The 18,696-nt window shown below is 75.2% G+C and carries 13 protein-coding genes; 7 read left to right on the top strand and 6 right to left on the bottom strand.

Going from position 1 to position 18,696, the window contains the following annotated elements; all coding sequences use genetic code 11:
• Positions 1-22: 22 nt before the first annotated feature.
• On the top strand, positions 23-1,915 hold the full coding sequence (locus GA0070606_RS26080; protein ID WP_483819073.1) for a PucR family transcriptional regulator: 1,893 nt from the start codon (positions 23-25) through the stop codon (positions 1,913-1,915).
• 185 nt (positions 1,916-2,100) lie between these two features.
• Here the strand turns inward: GA0070606_RS26080 and GA0070606_RS26085 are convergent, their stop codons facing one another.
• A complete protein-coding gene (locus tag GA0070606_RS26085; RefSeq protein WP_091105410.1) occupies positions 2,101-3,450 on the bottom strand; it encodes a MurL-like N-terminal domain-containing in 1,350 nt (449 codons plus the stop codon).
• Between the two features lie 87 nt (positions 3,451-3,537).
• On the opposite strand from GA0070606_RS26085, the gene murD reads away from it, so the two are divergent.
• Positions 3,538-4,887: a UDP-N-acetylmuramoyl-L-alanine--D-glutamate ligase gene (murD, locus tag GA0070606_RS26090; protein WP_091105412.1), complete on the top strand. Its 1,350-nt coding sequence runs from the start codon at positions 3,538-3,540 to the stop codon at positions 4,885-4,887.
• 25 nt (positions 4,888-4,912) lie between these two features.
• On the opposite strand, the gene GA0070606_RS26095 is transcribed toward murD, so the two are convergent.
• From GA0070606_RS26095 to GA0070606_RS26110, 4 genes are all read right to left on the bottom strand, one after another.
• Complete coding sequence (locus GA0070606_RS26095) at positions 4,913-7,507, bottom strand: MXAN_6230/SCO0854 family RING domain-containing protein (RefSeq protein ID WP_218106054.1); 2,595 nt, start codon at positions 7,505-7,507, stop codon at positions 4,913-4,915.
• A 220-nt stretch (positions 7,508-7,727) separates the two neighbouring features.
• On the bottom strand, positions 7,728-8,702 hold the full coding sequence (locus GA0070606_RS26100) for a hypothetical protein (protein WP_245724808.1): 975 nt from the start codon (positions 8,700-8,702) through the stop codon (positions 7,728-7,730).
• 74 nt (positions 8,703-8,776) lie between these two features.
• Positions 8,777-9,673 (bottom strand): glutamate cyclase domain-containing protein, encoded by an 897-nt coding sequence (locus tag GA0070606_RS26105; protein WP_091108204.1) that lies wholly within the window; start codon positions 9,671-9,673, stop codon positions 8,777-8,779.
• A gap of 187 nt (positions 9,674-9,860) precedes the next feature.
• Complete coding sequence (locus GA0070606_RS26110; RefSeq protein WP_091105414.1) at positions 9,861-11,378, bottom strand: acyltransferase family protein; 1,518 nt, start codon at positions 11,376-11,378, stop codon at positions 9,861-9,863.
• 196 nt (positions 11,379-11,574) lie between these two features.
• Here GA0070606_RS26110 and ngcE point away from each other — a divergent pair, with 196 nt between their 5' ends.
• From ngcE to GA0070606_RS26130, 4 genes are all read left to right on the top strand, one after another.
• The gene (gene ngcE, locus GA0070606_RS26115; RefSeq protein ID WP_091105416.1) at positions 11,575-12,990 is read left to right on the top strand and encodes an N-acetylglucosamine/diacetylchitobiose ABC transporter substrate-binding protein; all 1,416 of its coding nucleotides are present in this window, start codon (positions 11,575-11,577) and stop codon (positions 12,988-12,990) included.
• Between the two features lie 64 nt (positions 12,991-13,054).
• On the top strand, positions 13,055-13,963 hold the full coding sequence (locus GA0070606_RS26120) for a carbohydrate ABC transporter permease (RefSeq protein WP_091105418.1): 909 nt from the start codon (positions 13,055-13,057) through the stop codon (positions 13,961-13,963).
• A complete protein-coding gene (locus tag GA0070606_RS26125) occupies positions 13,960-14,868 on the top strand; it encodes a carbohydrate ABC transporter permease (RefSeq protein ID WP_091105421.1) in 909 nt (302 codons plus the stop codon). The genes GA0070606_RS26120 and GA0070606_RS26125 overlap by 4 nt, the downstream gene beginning before the upstream one ends.
• A gap of 153 nt (positions 14,869-15,021) precedes the next feature.
• On the top strand, positions 15,022-16,377 hold the full coding sequence (locus GA0070606_RS26130; protein ID WP_091105424.1) for a HEAT repeat domain-containing protein: 1,356 nt from the start codon (positions 15,022-15,024) through the stop codon (positions 16,375-16,377).
• A gap of 78 nt (positions 16,378-16,455) precedes the next feature.
• On the opposite strand, the gene GA0070606_RS26135 is transcribed toward GA0070606_RS26130, so the two are convergent.
• Entirely contained in the window at positions 16,456-17,445 is a 990-nt protein-coding gene (locus GA0070606_RS26135) for an N-acetylglucosamine kinase (protein ID WP_091105427.1), read from the bottom strand.
• Positions 17,446-17,637: 192 nt separating this feature from the next.
• Here GA0070606_RS26135 and GA0070606_RS26140 point away from each other — a divergent pair, with 192 nt between their 5' ends.
• Complete coding sequence (locus tag GA0070606_RS26140) at positions 17,638-18,600, top strand: MurR/RpiR family transcriptional regulator (RefSeq protein WP_091105429.1); 963 nt, start codon at positions 17,638-17,640, stop codon at positions 18,598-18,600.
• Positions 18,601-18,696 lie beyond the last annotated feature (96 nt).

Raw genomic sequence — 18,696 nt, forward strand, 5'->3', positions numbered from 1 at the left:
CACGGACGGTAGCGTGTCGCCCGTGTTCCCTACCGTCCGTGAGATCCTCGCGCTGGATCCCGTCCGCCACGGTGCCCCGCGCGTGGTCGCCGGGGACGTCGGGCTGGACCGTCCGGTGCGGTGGGTGCACGTGGCGGAGGTGCCCGACATCGCCACCCTGCTCGGGGGCGGTGAGCTGGTGCTCACCACCGGCATCGGGCTGCCCGCCGACGACGACGGGTTGCGCGCCTTCATCGGCGACCTGGCCGACGTCGGGGTCTCGGGGCTGGTCGTCGAGCTGGGCCGCCGGTACGTCAGCGGGGTCCCCCGGGTGATGGCGGCCGTCGCCGAGCGTCGTGGGCTGCCGCTGGTCGAGCTGCGCCGGGCCACCCCGTTCGTCCGCGTCACCGAGGCGGTGCACGCGCTGATCGTCGACGCCCAGCTCACCGAGCTGCGGGCGACCGAGGAGATCCACCAGCGCTTCACCGAGCTGTCGGTGGAGGGCGCCGGCCCCGGCGAGGTGGTCCGGCAGGCCGCCGAGCTGTCCGGCTGCCCCGTGGTGCTGGAGAACCTCTCCCGGCAGGTGCTCGCGTACGACCCGGCGGGGGAGAGCGCCGAGTTGCTGCTCGACGGCTGGGAACAGCACTCCCGCCGGATCCGGCCGGCGGGACGGACGGCGTACGACGCGGACAGCGGCTGGCTGGTGACCACCGTGGGAGCCCGGGGCCACGACTGGGGCCGGCTGCTGCTGCGCTGGCCGGGCGGGGGCGACCTGGCCGCCGGCCGGCGCGTACCCGGCCCGGCGGCCGACGACGGGACGACCGTCACCGGCGCGCCGCCCACCCGGCTGACGATCCTGGTCGAGCGGGCCGCCTCGACGCTGGCCCTGGGCCGGCTGATCCGCCGCGACGCGGAGGGCCTGGAGCGGCAGATCCACCGTACGCTGCTGACGGCCCTGCTCGACCACTCCCGGCCGGTGGACGAGGTGGCCCTGCGGGCCCGGGCGTTGGGGGTGGTGCTGGAGCGGCGGCACCTCGTCGGGGTGGTGGTCCGGCACCGGGCCGACGGCCCGGGGGAGGGCGGGGCGGCGGTCGAGTTCGCCGCTGCGGGTGAGCCCGGCGCGGACGGCCCGGAGGCGGGCCCGGCGCGGCTGCGGGACCTCGCCGAGGCGGTCGGTCAGGCGCTGCACGAGGCGAAGCTGGCCGGGCTGACCAGCGCCGTCGACGACCACGCCGTCGGCGTGCTGCTCGCCCTGCCGGAACCGGCGGCCGAGGAGCGGGCGCTGGCCGCGTTCGCCGCCGCGCTGCGTCGGGGCCGCCCCGACGCTCCGGGCCGCCGGGACGCTCCGGGCCGCCGGGACGTTCCGGGCCGCCGGGACGTTCCGGGCCGCCGGGACGTTCCGGGCCGCCGGGACGTTCCGGGCCGTTTCGACGGGGCGTCCCGGGCGGAGGCCCGGTGGGACGGCTCCGCCCGGCCGCCGTCGACGGGTGCCCTGCTGATCGCCGCCGGCTCCGGGGTGGGCAGCCTCCGGGAGGCCCGACGGTCGCTGATCGAGGCCCGGCAGGTCGCCGAGGCCGCCCGGCGGGACCGGCGGGACCTGCCGATCTTCCGGCTGCCGCACGTCGGGCTTGCCGGCCTGCTGCACCTGCTCCGCGACGAGCCCCGGCTGCAGACCTTCGTCGAGCGGGAACTCGGCGCCCTGCTGACGTACGACGCGCGACACCCCCGGGAGCAGCTGCTCGGCACCCTGCGGGCATACCTGGACGCCGGCCGGAACAAGTCCGCGGCGGCCGCCGCCGCGCACCTGTCCCGGCCGGCGTTCTACGAGCGGCTGGCCCGGATCGGCCGCGTCCTCGACGTCGACCTCGACTCGGTGGAGGCCTGCCTCTCCCTCCACGTCGCCCTGCTCGCCCTCGACGCCATCCGCACCCCCTGACCCCCACCCGTTCCCGCCCGCCCCGTCCCGGCCCCCGTCCCGGCCCCCGTCCCGGCCCCCGTCCGTTGATCATGGCGTTGGCGGGGACGAATCGCCCGAACCGCACCGCTAACGTCATGATCAACGGGCGCAGCGCGCCGCGGGCCGGGGCAGCGGGGGCGGGGGTGGGGTGGGGGTGGGGTGGGTTAGGTGAGGGTGGTCAGGGCCTTGGTGTAGGCGGGGGGGACGTGGTGCGGGCCGCCGGGGGTGAAGACGTCCGAGGTGGCCGCCGCCGACCAGGCCGTGGGCGGTACGGCGTCGACGAGGGCACGGACGACGGGGGCGTCGCGCCACTGCTCCTGCTCGGCGAGCAGGCTCAGCGCCACCACCGACTCCTCCACCTCGCCGACGCACTCGAACGGCTTGTGCCCGTCCACGCCGAGCAGCTCCCGGTAGCCGGGGATCTGCGAGGAGTCGGCGAGCAGGTCGCCGCCGAAGATGTGGGTGATCCGCTCGCGGGACATGAACGGCGCCATCGCCAGGAAGACGAAGCGGCACTTCGGGCAGTCGCGGCACCAGCGCTCGCTGGCGTCGCGCAGCTTGAACGCGGCGTTGCAGCTCGTCACCACGTCGTCGTAGCGGTCGATCTCGGCGAACAGTCGGGCGATGTGCAGCTCCGACAGCGAGCGCAGCAGGGAGAAGTACGGCTCGGTGAGCCCGGCGTGCTCGGCCAGCGCCGCCCGCAGCAGCCCCTCCGCCTCCACGCCCTTGGACCACTGGTGGTTGATCTCGTGGCCGTCCCAGACCAGGTTCGGGTCCGACGCCGACCGCTCGTTGGACATCACCACCGGGCCCAGCCCGTGCAGCACCGCCGTGGCGACCGCGATCAGCGAGTTGATCGCGGTGACCGGGATGTGGCCGTTGAGCGCGCCGGCGGCGTTCAGCTCGAACAGCACCGGGTCGATGCGCCGCCGGGCGGCGAGCGGGGCGAGCCCGGACGCCTCGTTCACCGCGACGATCACGTGGTTGGGGTTGACCGAGAACGGCACCGGGTCGAGACCGGCCCGACGCAGCGCCTCCAGGCTGACGATGGAGTCCTTGCCGCCGCCGACGGCCGAGAGCGGACGCCGGTCCGAGTCGTCGTACACCCGGGGCGGCGACACCTCGCCGGCCGGCACCTCCGGTCGCAACCGGAGCACGTGCGGCAGCCGGTTGCGGTACGCGTACTCCGCCAGGCCCTTGGTGTAGACGGCGGTGACCAGCTCGGCGGCGGCCGCGCCCAGCGGCGCCGGCAGCACCAGGCGCGGCGGCGCGGCGGCCTTGTAGTAGCTGACGCCGGCGACGACGTGCAGCAGCTCCAGCACCCGGCCGAGGGTCGCCACGGTCTCGTCCGACGGCGGCGCGTCGGGCAGCGGGAGGGTGATCACCTCGGTGAACCGCTGCTCGCCGTCGGGGCCGGTGAGGGCGTAGTCGAAGAGCACCTCCCCGGTGGAGAGGTCGATCGAGTAGGACGGGAAGGTGAAGGCGTCCATCCGCCGCAGCTGCTCATTGGGCACACGCCATACTAGGCCCTGGTTCGTCCGGCGTGTCCGGCTGTGCCGGACGTGCCTGTGCCCCGCCGTCGACATCCCCGAGGAGAACCAGTGCGCCTGTCTGACCTGCGCGGACGTGCCGTCGCCGTCTGGGGGGCCGGCCGGGAGGGCCGGGCCGCGGTGACCGCGATCGCCGCGCACGGCCCGGCCGACCTGGTCGCCGTCGACGACAGCGCCAACTTCCTCAGCCTGCCCTGGGAGGGGCCGCTGGCCGAGGCGGCGCCGCTGGTCACCGGCGAGGAGGGCTTCGCCCGGCTGGCCGCCGCCGACGTGGTGGTCCGCTCGCCCGGCGTGCCGCAGACCCACCCGTGGCTGGTGGAGCTGCGCCGGCGCGGCGTGACCGTCACCCAGGGCACGGCCCTGTGGATGGCCGACCACGCCGACCGCACCGTCGGCGTCACCGGCAGCAAGGGCAAGAGCACCACCTCCAGCCTGATCAGCCACCTGCTCGCCGCCGTGGACCGGCCGAACGTCTTCGGCGGCAACATCGGCGTGCCGACGCTGGACCTGCCGGAGGCGGAGCTGTACGTGCTGGAGCTCTCCAGCTACCAGTGCAGCGACCTGACGGACTCGCCGCGCGTGGCGGTGGTCACCTCGCTCTTCCCCGAGCACCTCGACGCGCACGGCGGCGAGCGCGAGTACTACCGCGACAAGCTCAACCTGCTGGCGCACGGCCCGCGCACCGTCGTGGTCAACGGCGCCGACCCGCGGCTCGCCCTCGAACTGGGCGACCGCGCGGCGGTACGCGCCGGCCTGCCGGACACCGTCCACGTGGCCGGCGGCGCGGACGGCACGCCCTGGTTCCACCTCGCCGACCAGCCGCTCTTCCCGCGCGCGGTCCTGCCGCTGGTCGGCCGGCACAACGAGGGCAACCTCTGCGTCGCCCTCGCCGTGCTCGACGCGCTGGGCGTCGACGTGGTGGCCCGCAAGGACACCCTGGCCGTGGCGGTCGCCGAGTTCCAGGGGCTGGCGCACCGGCTCACCGAGATCGCCGACCCGTCCGGCCTGACCTTCGTCGACGACACCCTCGCCACCAGCCCGTACGCGGCCATGCACGCCATCGACGCGTACGAGGGACGGCCGTTGACGGTGATCGTCGGCGGCACGGACCGGGGCCTAGACTACGCGCCGCTGCGCGAGCACCTCGCGGAGCGCGAGATCACCGTGCTCGGCATCCCCGACAGCGGCGCCCGGATCGTCGAGGCGCTCGCGGGGCTGCCCAAGGTGCGCGCCGAGGTGGTCGACGACCTGGTCGCCGCCGTCCGGCGGGCCCGCGAGCTGACCCCGGCCGACGGCGTGGTGCTGCTCTCCCCGGCCGCGCCCAGCTACGGGCGGTTCCGCAACTTCGAGCACCGCTCCGAGGTCTTCGCCCAAGCCGTCCGCGACACCGCGTCCGGCTGACCGCCGGCCGGCGCGGTCCCGGGGCTCAGCCGCCGGGCGCGAGGCCGGCGATCAGGTCGGCGGCGTCCAGCAGCCGCACCCGGTCGCCGTCCAGGTCGCCTCGGTACAGCGCGTACGCCTGCGCCCCCTCCGCCAGCGGCAGGTCACCGCGCACCAGCGCGGCGAACGCCGGCGCGGCGGTCGGGACGTCGCGCGGGTCGGTGGGGCCCAGCGCGACGAGCCGGCCGGCGAACGCCGCGTCGCCCTCGCCGGGCTCGCGCCGATAGGCCGAGGTCGCGCCGTCGCGGTGCCGGACCACGACCGTCCCGGCCCGGGCGGCGGCGTGCCAGCACGCCAGCTCCCAGAGGCTCACCCGCCGTCCGGCCGCGAAGTGTCCGTCGGCCGCGGCGCTGAGCCGGGCGAGCGTACGCGAGTACCGGGCCACCGAGTGGTAGCTGCCCGTGCCGGTCATCGTGGCGTCGATCCAGCGCAGCGTCCCGAGGTGGAGGTCGACGACGAGCGGGGTGGCCGCCTTGACCTGGCCGGTGAGGTCGAAGCGCTGCTCGACGGCCTTCGGCTCGAACGGCCCGCCCCGCCCGGGGTCGCCCAGGAGACCGGCGAACGCGTCGGTCATCGCGTCGAACGGCACGTTGTTGTAGCTGAACACCACCATCGCGACGTACCGGATCCCGCGCCCGCGCAGCGCCGCCACGTCGAGGTCGACGAACTCGCTCGCCCCCAGCGGCGCCGGCGCGGAGGTCAGGTCGCCGGAGTGCACGGCGGCGTCGTGGAAGCGCAGCCGGGTGTAGTCGCACCAGCCGGCGAACCGGCCGTCGTCGGCGACCATCGCGACGGAGAGGTCGAGGTCGACCCGGGTGCCGGTCGGCTCGGTCCAGTGCAGGAAGAGCCGGACCCGCCGCCCCGGCGGCAACGGCTGGCTGCTGCCCCGGGGCAGGCGGACCAGGGCGGCCGAGGCGGTACGTTCGGCGAACGGGGCGGTGAGGTCGGCCAGTCCGGCGTCGACGACGGCGACCTCGACGCCGGGCAGCAGCCCGGCGCGTCTGCGCAGCTCGCCGGTGAGCACCTCGTCCAGCGCGCCGCCCAGGTCGGCCGGCAACCGCGGCCGCCGGTCCGGCTCAGCCCAGAGCCGGGCCCGCCCGCCGCGCGGGAAGTACAACCGGGACACCGCCGGCCACGTCGCGGCGCGGACCGCGCCCACGGCGGCCACCAGCACCCCCGGTGCGACGGCGCCCGCGACGGCCGCCACCGTGTCGAGCAGGTGTCGCGGGTCGTCGACGCGTGCGGCCAGCGCCACCACCCGGCGCAGCAGCTCACCGGGGCGACCGGCGAGCAGCCGGACGGCGGTCGGCGCGTCGCCGGCGCGCAGCGCCTCCTCCACCCGGGTGCCCCAGGACGCGGCGCGCAGCCGGCCGTCCTCGATCCGCAGCAGCGGCGCGTGCGTGGCAGCCGCCGCCCGCAGCAGCCGGCCCAGCGCGGTGGCGTCGTCGACCGGCGTGCCGCGCAGCACCGCGAACGCGGCCGCGGCGCGCGGGTGCCGGTCGGGCCGCTCGAACGGGTGCAGCGGCTCCGCCGCGTGCAGCCAGCGGGACCGGTGGCGCAGCAGATCGTCCACCAGGAGCCCCGGGTCGAGGGCGTCCAGGCGGGCGAGCAGCGCCCGGCGCAGCGGACGGGGCAGGGACCGGTGCCGCTTCGGCGGCGCGACCAGCCCCGGGTCGCCGCCGTGCAGGGCGTACAGCAGGCGCAGCGCGTCGGTCGCGGAGGTGACGTGGCGGTCGAGCAGCTCCGTCGTCCGCGCCGCGGTGAGCGGGCCGGCGAGGAGCCGGGCCAGCACCAGCGCCCGGGTCTCCCGGACCGGGATGTCCGGCAGCCAGGCCGGGTCGGCGGTGCCGACCCGGTCGAGCAGGACCGCCAGATCGGCCCGGTCCACCGGGGACAGCGGCGTGCGCCGGGCCAGCAGCGCCGCGAGCGTCTCGTGGGCGGCCCGCTCGACGTCCCCGGCGAGTTCCAGCACCGCGGCGCGCCGGGGCATGGGCAGGACGGGACCGCCGTGCGGTCGGGCGGCCGGGCTGAGGAACGGCCCGTCCCCGGTCAGCCGGCGGTGGCACAGCGGGCAGCCCGTGTAACCGTCGTCCCAGCAGGCCGTGCAGACCAGGTGCGCGCACGGCGACACCGGCCCGACCGTGCCCACCCGCCCGCACAGCACGCACGGCTGTGCCGGCTCCTGGAGGAGCAGCGTGAACACCCGGCGTACGTAGAGCTCGTCGGTGTCGGCCGGCACACGACGTGGGAAGTCCCGGAACAGGGGCACGTGCGGTGTGTGCGCGCCGACCGCCGACTCCAGCACCGCCAGCAGCGCCAGGCCGGTGACGGCGAGCCGGTCGGCGGGCAGCCCGGCCAGCGCGGCGCGCAGCCGCGGCCCGACCTGCCAGCCCAGCGCCAGCGCGTCGGCCTCCAGTGCCCGCAGCCCGGTGTCGACGGCCGCCGGCCGCCGGCCGGCCCGCTTGGCCTTGCGACCGCCGCCGAGCAGGCCCGCCGCGACGAGCCCCGAGCGCCGCACCAGAGTGACCGCGAGCGGATGCACCGCCGCGCCGGCCGCCTGGACCGTGAGCTGGGTCGCCACCGCCATCCTCCCCGAGAGACGCAGAACGGCGAGGGCGGAGATCGGGCGCGCTAGCAGGTCACCAAGACAGGATGAGAAGGAAGCACGCCCAGGAGCCGCCCTCGCCGTGCCGCGAAGGCTACCGGCCGGCCCGTGGCCGCCGCAGCCCGGTTTCCGCGCGCCGCCCGTCGGTCCGGCACCCCGCCCCTGGCTCCGCCACCGCCGGGGCGGCCGGCCCGGTTCAGGCCTGGACGGGGGCGGCGTGCAGGGCGCGCATCGACCGGATCGCGGAGCGGATCTCCTGGAGGTAGCGGCCCGGGGTGAGGGTGGGCTCGGGCAGCCCGGCCAGGTCGGGCAGGGCCGGGTCGACGCCGACGGTCTCGATCGCGCAGCCGTACGGCACGGCGAGGGTGCGCAGCGCGTCGCAGTGCTGGAACGGCACGTAGATCGGGGCGGTCACCAGCAGCACCGGGTCGCCGGGGGAGAGCCGGACGTGCTCGGCCCAGAAGCGCTGGGTGTCGGCGGTGTGTGCGCGACGTCGGTCGGGCTCGCTGGACGGGGCGGCCAGCACCCGCACCGGCGGGCCGCCCGGCCGGTAGGTGCGCGACGACCAGGAGTGGTGCGGGTGGCCGGCGTCGTGGCCGTCCTCCTCGGCCGGGGCGGGCACCCGGAACTCGCGCCGCACCGCCGCGTCCAGCGCCTCCACCTCGGTGTCGCAGGGCGGGACGCCGGCCGCCGCCAGCCCCGCGCACTCCACCGGCGACAGCGGGCGGAAGCTGCCGAGCACGGCCACCTCGCCGGCGACGCGGATGCCGGCGCGCAGCAGGTGCGCCGCGTACGCGACCCGGCGCTGGCAGGCGTTCGACAGGCCGCCGAGCACCACCAGGTGGGCGTACTCGGTGCGGGCCGGCGGGACCGCGTGGACCAGGCCCAGCGCGGCGGCGGCGTCGAGCACCAGGTTGGCGGTGGCCGGGTCGAGGGCGGGCTCCCGGGCGTCGGGGCGTTCCCGGCCGCCCCGGAAGTCCCAGTGCCGGGCGGAGAAGTCGTCGAGGGCGGCGAGCACCGCCGCCAGGTCACCGGCCGGCCAGTCGCCGCCGAAGTGCCCGACGAGGGCGCGCAGCGGCGCCGAGGCCACCCAGGCCCGGACGCCGGCCGCGATCTGCCCGGCGTCCGGGCCCGCGGCGCCGGTGGGCAACGCCACCTCCCCGATCCGCACCGCCGGATCGTACCGGCGGCGCACGCGCGCGGCGGCGGGGCGCGCCACCGTGGCCCGGCAGGACGCGCGCCCGCTCACCCGGCCTCGGCGACCAGCTCCGCGATCCGGTCCAGGGGTGCGGCGTACGCGGGCCAGTCGAGGCCGTCCACGCTGAGCTCGGCGCGCCGGCGTACGCCGTCCACGGCGCCGGCGTGCAGCACGATCGCGGTCAGCACCTCGTAGGACCACTCGGGGCGGAGCAGGTCGCGCAGGGCCGGCACGTCGGGGCGCAGCACCGCCAGCGCGCCCACCAGGGCGGCGGCGGCCCAGTTCGAGGTGCCGCCGACGAGCAGCGCGTCGCAGTCGACGACGCACCGGATCCGCTCGCCCCGGTCGACCGCCCGCCCGACGAGTTCCGCCGGCAGCCGGCCCATGCCCAGCTCGTTGCCGCCGTCACCGATGCCCACCCGGAAACCGGGCCCGGCGGTGTAGAGCCGGTCGAGCGGGGCGGTGTGCGCGCCGATGTCCTCCCCGCGCATGTTGCGGGGACGGCCGTCGACGCCGGGGCCGCCCCGTTCGCAGGCGATCAGGTGTGACAGCTTCGCGTACCGTCGTGCGGCGGCGTCCGCCCAGGCGTCGTACCCCTGCAGCGGCGCGACCTCCAGCGGCACCTCCGGGGCGGCGGCCAGCGCGGCGGTGAGCACCGGCGCGCACGGGGCGTCGGTGACAATCCGGGCCCGGCCGCCGAGCGCCCGCAGCGCGGCGGCGATCTGCACCGACCCGATCGGCCCGTCGGTCTCCGCCGCGGGCGGTTCGGCGCCGGGGATGAAGAATCCGGTGAGCACGGCGACGTCGGGCGCCGGATGCTCGGCCAGGGACCGGGCGGCGGCGAGCAGGCCCCCGGCCGCCGGCCCGGCCAGCTTGGCGCTGCCCCGGCCCACGTCGGTCGCGGCCACCCGTTCCAGCTCGTTGATCGTTTCCTCCACCCGCACGGGGCGCACCTCCTCGTCGTGGCGGAACGGACCCAAGGGTATGCCCGACCATCGATCCGCGCCCGTCGCCGGACCGATTGCGGAATAAGTTGTGGGAGCGTTCACAAATTGCCGAATCGGGGGCAGGTGTTCCCGCCCCACCATCGGAAACCGCAGATCGGACGGGAGTCGCAGGGTGGGCCGGCGGTCAGCCCCGGCTCGCCCACGCCGACCTGAGCAGCCGCAGGACGCCGGCCCCGGCCAGGTACGCGACCAGCGACGGCGCCGGCACGCCCAACGGCTCGGGCGCCGACCTCGGCGTCTCGGCGTTGACCACCAGGGCGTACACCACGGCGGCGAATCCGGCGGCGGTGAGCGCGGCGCGGACGCCGCCCCACCGCCGCGGACCGCCGGCCGGCCCGTCGCCGCCGGCCCGTCCGTCGCCGCCCGCCCGCCCGTCGCCGCCCGCCGGCCGCGCGGCCGGCGCGCGGCCTCGGGTCGGTGCCCCGCCGCCGTCGGCCCGCCGACGGTCCCGGGCGCGGCCGCTCGGGCCGGTGCGGGCCTCCACGGGGCCGAAGACGGCCACCAGGGCGGCCAGCAGCACGGTCAGCATGAGCACCCACGGCACCCGCCAGGCCAGCCAGGCGGCCGAACCCACCGGCGGGGTGGGCAGCCACCCCGCCGCGGCCAGCGCGCCGACCAGCAGGATCGCCGCGGTCAGGTGCCAGAGGAAGACGGTGAGCACGACGGCGTTCACCGCGATCACCGCCTGCCAGGGGCGGGGGCGGCGCAGCCAGCGCTCCGCCGGGTCGCGCAGGAGCAGGATCAGCCCGAGCTGGGCGGTGGTCAGGGTCAGCAGCGCCAGGCTGGGCGGCGCGGCGTTGTCGAGCCGCTCGCCCGGCACGTTGAGCATGCTGACCGGGTAGGGCCCGACGGTCAGCAGCACCGTCGCGGCGAGCCCGCCCAGCAGCGCCGTCCCGCCGGCCCGCCGGGACAGCGGCAGCCGCGTGGCGCGCACGCCCCGCCGCGCGGACCCGGCCCGGCGGCCCGCCGGCCCGTCGTCGGGCGGCTCGGCGCGGGCGTCGCGCCACGCGAAGCCGAGCTGGTGGACGGCCAACCAGCCGAAGACGTAATTCGGCAGCGCCAGTTCGGCCGGCCCGAGCGCGCGTCCCAGGTCGCCCGCCGCGACCAGCGCGGCCAGCACCAGCGGGACGAGCAGGCCGAAACGCCGGTGCAGGGCGTACATCGCCGGGGTCAGCGGCACCACCACCAGGTAGGCGGCGAGGAACCACAGCGGGATGGTGGCGAACCAGCCGACCGTACGCACCATCGTCGCCCCGACCCCGGCCAGCGACGCGACCCCGGCGCCGGCAGCGATGACCAGCAGCAGGGCGGTCGTGGGCCGCAGCAGCCGCGCGCCCCGGTCCAGCAGCCAGGAGACGGCGTCGCCGCCGGCGGCCCGGCGCGCGGCCAGCGAGGCGGCGTTGGCATACCCCCCGACCAGGAAGAAGACGGGCATCACCTGGGCCACCCAGGTCAGCGGGTACGCCCAGGGAAGGTCGGGCAGCGCCGAGCGGGCCGTCGGCCGGCCGGTAGGGTCCTCACCGATGGCGGCGATCGCCCAGTGGCCGAAGACGACCATCACGATCGCGAGCGCCCGGAGCAGGTCGACGTAGCGCTCCCGACCAGCCGGCGTGCGTGCGGCGAGTTGCCGCAGACGGCGCATGGCCCCGAGGGTATGTCAGGCGCGAACTGGCCGGTGGTGATAACGGTTCGGTCTGCGGTCTTGAAGTCCGCGGGTTCCTGCCGTAGAAATTCTTCAGCAACATCAACCAAACTGAAGACAACTTCCCCCTGTGCCTCGTGCGGCGGTCGCCTTCCCCCAACCCGGCGACCGCCCGGACCCGATCCGAGGAGAGACCATGAACAGGCGTGACATCCTGCGGCGCAGCGCCGCCGCCGGCCTGCTGGCCACCCCCGCCGCCGGCCTGCTCGCCGGCTGCGCCACCGGTGGTGGCGACGACAAGGGCGACGCCGGCGCCTACAAGGGCACCAAGAGCGAGCAGAACCCGCTCGGGGTCAAGGAGGACGCGCCCCTCGAGGTGGTGATCTTCAACGGCGGCTTCGGCGAGGAGTACGCGAAGGCCCACGAGGCCATGTACACCGAGAAGTACCCGAAGGCGAAGATCAACCACTCGGCGACGCAGGAGATCGCCAAGACCCTCCAGCCGCGCTTCGTCGACGGCACCCCGCCGGACGTGGTCAACAACTCCGGCAAGGACCAGATCGACTTCAACAGCCTGGTCTCCCAGAACGCCATCGCCGACCTGGGTGAGCTGCTCGCCGCCCCGAGCCTCGACGTCCCCGGCAAGACGGTCAAGGACACGCTGCTGCCGGGCGCCGTCGAGGTCGGCTCGTACGACGGCAAGTTCATGGTGCTGAACTACACCTACACCGCCTACGGCATCTGGCACTCCACGAAGCTCTTCGCCGACCGGGGCTGGCAGTACGCCAAGACCTGGGACGAGCACATCGCGCTGTGCAAGAAGATCAAGGCGGCCGGCATCGCCCCGTGGACGTACGCGGGCAAGCACCCCCGCTACATGAGCTGGCCGGTGATCGCCACGGCCATCAAGTTCGGCGGGGCGTCCGTCGCCACGGCGATCGACAACCTGGAGCCCAACGCGTGGAAGTCCGACGCGATGAAGGCCGCGGCGGACGCGTGGCACCAGATCGTCAAGGACGGCTTCATCCTCGCCGGTTCGCCGGGCCTCGACCACGTGCAGTCGCAGACCGCGTGGTGCCAGGGCAAGGCCGCCTTCATCTCCTGCGGCTCCTGGCTGGAGAGCGAGCAGAAGAAGGTCACGCCCGAGGGCTTCAACATGACGATCCAGCCGACGCCCAGCCTGGGCAGCGGCGACAAGCTGCCGTTCGAGGCGATCCGCGGCACCGCCGGAGAGCCGTTCATGCTCCCGGCCAAGGCGAAGAACCTCGCCGGCGGCCTGGAGTACTTCCGGATCATGCTCTCGAAGAAGGGCGCCCAGGACTTCACCAAGAAGGTCTCCAGCCTGACCGTGGTGGCCGGGTCGACCGAGGGCGTCGAGCTGCCGTTCGGCCTCAGCACCGTGAGCAAGGCGCTGGAGGCATCCGGCAGCAACGGCTTCAACTGGGTCTACAACAACTTCTACCGCAAGCTGGAGCGCGAGCTCGTCGACGCCGCGTGCGGCGAGTTCTTCAGCGGTCGGATCGGCCCGGCCGAGTTCCTCGACATGTGCCAGAAGGGCGCCGACTCGATCGCCCAGGACAGCTCGATCAAGAAGTACAAGCGGGCCGCGTGACGTCCGGCCGGTGGGGGCGGATCCGCCCCCACCGGCCCACGGCTGGGGGAGAAGGTCCTTTCTCGTGAAACATGGCAAGTACCCGCTGATCATCACGTTCCTGGTGCCGCCGCTGCTGCTCTACGGCATCTTCGTGCTCTCGCCGTACCTGCAGGCCTTCCAGATCTCGACCACCGACTGGCTCGGCTACTCGCCCGAGGCCAACTCCGTCGGACTGGCCAACTTCGAGAGGCTGCTGGACGACGATCGGGTGTGGAACGCCCTCAAGAACAACGCGTGGCTGCTCCTGGTGGTGCCGGTGGTGACCATCGTGCTCGGCCTCTTCTTCGCCACGATGCTCAGCATGGGTGGTCGCAAGGGCCGGGCGGGGGTGACGGGCGTACGCGGCACGTCCGTGTACCGGATGGTCTACTTCTTCCCGCAGGTGCTTTCCGTGGTCATCATCGCCCTGCTGTGGAAGGAGGTCTACCACCCCAACAGCGGCCTGCTCAACGGTGCTCTCGGCGCCGTCGGGCTGCCCACGCCGGCCTGGCTCGGTGATCCCCGGTTCGCCTTCTGGTGCGCGATGGCGGTGATGATCTGGAGCAACGTCGGCTTCTACGTGGTGCTCTTCGGCGCGGCGATGTCGGCGATTCCGCGCGACATCTACGAGGCGGTGATGCTCGACGGCGCGTCGCGGTGGACCACCCTGCGCAAGATCACCATTCCGCTGCTCTGGGACACCGTGCAGGTGGCCTGGATCTACCTCGCGATCGCCGCCCTGGACGGGTTCATCCTGATCCAGCAGATGACCAACGGCGGCCCCAACTTCTCCTCCGACGTCATCGGCCTGCGGATGTACGAAACCGCGTTCGGTAGCGAGAGCAAGTTCGGTTATGCCTCGGCGATCGGCGTGGTGCTCTTGTTCCTGACCCTCTCGGTGGCGGTGCTGGCGCTGCGAGCCGCCCGGCGTGATCGGATCGAGTACTCGTGACAACCCTCGACAGGACCGCGTCCGACGGCACGGCCGTGGCGGACCGGCCGGTGCCGCAGGACCGCAAGCTCCGCCGCGATCTCGGCATCGCCAACGTCTTCTCGCACTGGTTCCTGCTGCTCTGGGGCGCGGTGACCGCGCTGCCGCTGCTCTGGATGTTCCTCAGCTCGTTCAAGAGCGACGGGGAGATCCTCTCCGACCCGTGGGGGCTGCCCGGCGCGCTGCGGTTCGAGAACTGGGGGCGGGCCTGGACCGAGGCGCACATCGGCCAGTACTTCCTGAACAGCGCGATCGTGGTGACCGGATCGCTCACCCTGACCATGCTGATGGGTGCCACGGCGGCGTACGTCTTCGCCCGTTACGAGTTCCGGGGCCGGCAGTTCCTCTACTACCTGTTCGTCGGCGGGATGATGTTCCCCGTCTTCCTGGCCCTCGTGCCGCTGTTCTTCGTGGTGCGCAACGCCGGTCTCTTCGGCACCTGGACCGGGCTGGTGCTGGTGTACGCCGCCTACTCGTTGCCGTTCACCGTCTTCTTCCTCACCGCCTTCTTCCGGACCTTGCCGACCGCGGTCGCGGAGGCGGCGCTCATGGACGGGTGCGGTCACTTCCGGCTCTTCTTCCGGGTGATGCTGCCGATGGCCCGACCGGGTCTGATCAGCATCGCGATCTTCAACTTCCTCAGTCACTGGAACCAGTTCATCCTGCCCCAGGTGCTGATGCAGGGCGACGATTCGAAGTGGGTGCTCGCGCAGGGGCTCGCCGCGCTGGCGGTCAGCCAGGGCTACGAGGGTGACTACAGCGGACTCTTCGCGGGTCTGACCATCGCCACGCTGCCGGTGCTGGTCGTGTACATCCTCTTCCAGCGGCAGATCCAGTCCGGCCTGACCGCCGGCCAGCTCAAGTAGCCGCTCTCCGTCGTCCGGTTCTGAACATCGGCGGGGGACACGCCGGCCGCCGGCCGGCATGTCCCCCGCCGTCCTGCCCGGTGGCCCACAGACCGACGCCCCCCGGCCGCGAGCGGCCTTCAGCGCGCGGCCGGGCCGAACTAGGATGCGGCGATGCCGATCACGAACTCGATGCCCGGTGGCGTCGCGGAGGCCGTCCGGGCGCTGGCCGATCCCGAGCACGAACGCCGACGCGAGGCACACCGGACGCTGGTCGCGGCCGGGGCCGAGGCGGTCGGGCCGCTGATCTCGGGGCTGCTCGACGAGGAGTCCCCGGTGGACTGGGCGCACGCGGCGGGCTCGGCGCTCAGGGAGATCGGCGCGCCCGCCTTCGAGCCGCTGGTCGGGGCCATCGCCGCCGCGAGCACCGTGGAGGTCCGGCGGCGATGCGGTTGGGCGTTCCAGGGCTTCGGGGTGGAGCTGCTGGAGGCGTACGCGGCAGCGCTGTCCCACCCGAGCCCGCACGTCCGGCAGGACGCCGCCCTGGGCATCCAGTACCGGGGCGCGGCCGCCGTCCCCGCGGTCCCGGCGCTGCTGCCGCTGCTCGCCGACCCGGAGCCCGACGTCCGGCAGCGCGCCGTCTGGGCGCTCTCCGCCATCGGCCCCGGCGCCCTGCCGGCGCTGCACGAGATCCGGCGGCACGGCCCCGGGCGGTTGCGCGCGGGCGCGCTGCGAGCCATCGCCGAGCTGGCCGGCGAGCCGGCGTTCAGCGCGCCGGACCGGGCCGCCGTGGAGCGGCTCATCCGGATCAAGCTGCTCACCGAGCGCCCCGGGTCGGTGGCCGGCCGCGTGCCGTGCGGGCCGTGGCTGGCGCTGCCCACCGGCGACCGGGCCGCCGTCCTGGACGCGCTGGAGCTCTCCGACGCGCGTCCGGCCACCCTGCGACTGGGCTACGCCGCGTTCGCGAGCGACAGCCACCGCGCCGACGAGCGGCTCGCCCGCAGCCGCGTCTTCGTCACCCCCGAGCTGAACGGCTGGACGCTCGTCCTCGGCCCCTGGTACGTCTTCCGGGGCGGCCCGAAGCGAGAGGCCGAGGCCTGCCGGGCGCTGAGTGAGCGGTTCGGGGCGGCCCAGTCGTACTGGTTCGACGCCAGCGGCGCCGGCTCCGCCTGGCTGATCTGCCGCGCCGGCGAGGTGCTTCGGCAGTACGACGAAGACAAGCCGAAGCGCAGCGTCGGCCCCCGACTGCCGGTGGAGGAGGGCCTGCTGCTGCCGCACGAGGAGCCCGACATCCCGGACGAGGCCTGGGCGTCGTGGGACCACGCCGCGCCGGACGCGGACGAACGCTGGGCGGAGATCACGCGCCGGTACGGCGTGCCGGACACCTGCGACGCGCTGACCGTCGCGGCCGCCATGTCGGTGGATCCGGCGGGGCTCGGCCCGGACACCGACATGCGCGGGCACGGCCTGCTGGCGCTGACCAGGGAGGGACGCAGGCACGGCGTCGCCCCCGGCGCCCTGCCCATCTGATCCGGGCCCGTGCAGGGCGGGTACGCGTGGGCAGCCCACGACGGCGATCCTGACGGGCGCCCGTGACGGCGGCCGGGATCAGGCTGTCGCGGGGACCAGCAGGGCGTGCAGCGCGGCGGGGTCGGTCACCTCGGGCAGGTCGCGGGCGGCGAGCCAGGCCGCCGCGGCGGCCCCGTCGCCGGCCGAGTGCAGCGGCGCGTCCGGCCACTGCCGGGCGACCCGCACCCGCACCGCCGCGGCGAGCGGGGTGTCGCCGGTCAGCAGGCCGCCGCCGAGCACGATGGGGGACGCGTCGCCGACCGGGCGGATCCGCGCCGTGCTCTCCACGAGATGCGCGGCGGCCTCGTCGATCAGCCCGGCGGCGACGGGTTCCCCGTCGACGGCGGCGGCGACCACGAGGGGCGCGAGCCGGGCCAGCTCCACGGGGGACCGCCGGGTCACCGCCTGGACCAGGGCGTCGACGGTGTCGCGGGGGCGGGCCGCCACGTCGGCGCAGCCGAGCAGTTCGGCGAGCACCGCGGTCGCCAGCCGGCCGGGCGCGTGGCCCCGGTCGAGGTCGGCCAGCAGGCGGCGGACCGCCTCCCGGCCCAGCCAGAAGCCCGAGCCGGCGTCGCCGAGCAGCCAGCCGTGACCGTCGGCGACCCGGTCGAGCCGCAGCTCGCGGACGCCGGCGGCGATCGCGCCGGTGCCGGCGATGACCACCGTGCCGTCCGGGCTCGCGGTGCCCGAGGCGTAGGCGACCAGGGCGTCGCCGTGCACGGCGTACGGGCAGCGCAGGCCGGCGTCGCGCCAGGCCCGGTCGAAGGCGTCCCGGCCGGCGGGGTCGGCGAGCAGCCGGCCCGCCCCGGCCAGCCCGATGGTGCCGGCCCGGACCCGGGCCGGGTCGACGTCGACGAGCGCCTGCCGCAGGGCGGCCAGGAGTTCCGCGGCGGCCCGCTCGGCGCCGTGGCTGGTGGGGTTGCCGCCGCCGGCCCGGCCGGTGCCGAGGCGCTGCCCGTCCAGGCCCAGGGCGGTGGCGCGGGTGGACGTACCCCCGACGTCGAGGCCGACCACGACGGTGTCGGACATCGGCACCCACCTCCTTGATCGACGTCGCGTTCATGCTGGTCGGCCCGACGGTTTCCGGCAAGGGCCGGGACCCGCCGCCGGCTGTGCGCCAGGTAACAGTTTGAAAACTTCGCCCACGGCCTTGACATCGGAGGGCCTTCAGTAAGAACTTTTACCAGTAACAGTAAACACTCTTACCCGAAAAGGTGTCCCATGGTTGATCACGAGGCCGACATCTCCGCGGGGACCGCGGTGGTCGACGCCGGCGCGGTCGACCGACGGGGCGCGCTCGGGGTCGCCTCCGACGGCGTGCTGGCGCGGGTCCGGGCCGGCGCGGGGGAGCTGACGGGGGCGCTGCGCCGGGTCGCCGAGCACGTGCTCAGCGACCCGGAGGCGGCGGCCCGGGCCACGATCGTGGAGCTGGCCGAGCGCAGCGGGACCTCCCCGGCCACGATCACCCGGTTCTGCCGCGCGATGGGCTTCGAGGGCTACGCCGACCTGCGGCTGGGCATCGCCGCCGAGACCGGCCGGGTCCGCTCGGCGGGCTGGACCGTCGACATCGGACGCGAGATCCAGCCGAGCGACCCGCTGTCCCGGGTGCTCGACCAGATCATGGCCGCCGACACCCGGGCCATGCACGACACCGCCGCGCTGCTCGACCTGGCCGAGGTCGAACGCGCCGCCGTCGCCATCGCCGGAGCGTCCCGGGTGAACATCTTCGGCGCCAGCGGCAGCGCCCTGGTGGGCGAGGAGATGCAGTTCAGCCTGCACCGCATCGGGGTCGCGGCCTGGGTCTGGAACGACGTGCACGAAGGGCTGGCCAGCGCGGCCCTGCTGCGCCAGGGCGACGTGGCGCTCGGCATCTCGCACACCGGCCAGACCCGGGAGACCATCGAGATGCTCGCCGAGGCGGGCAGTCGGGGGGCGACCACCGTCGCGCTGACCGGCTTCCCGCGCTCGCCGCTGGCCGAGCTGGCCGACATCGTGCTGCTCACCGCCAGCCAGGCCACCACGTTCCGCCCCGACGCGCTGTCGGCCCGGCACCCGCAGCTGGTCGTGCTCGACCTGCTCTACATCGCCGTCGCCCAGCGCACCCACGACCGCGCCCACGCGGCCTTCCGACGCACCGCCCAGGCCGTCGACGGGCACAAGGCCGCGAAGGGGGCGGCCTCATGATCAGCCGAGGGCGGCGGCGCGGTCCGCGCGGTCTCGTCGGTCACCTCCGCGCCGCTGGCGCAGTTGCCGACCGCAGTGGTCGCACGACGGTTCCAC

Source organism: Micromonospora citrea, from assembly GCF_900090315.1.
Classification (GTDB): Bacteria; Actinomycetota; Actinomycetes; order Mycobacteriales; family Micromonosporaceae; genus Micromonospora; species Micromonospora citrea.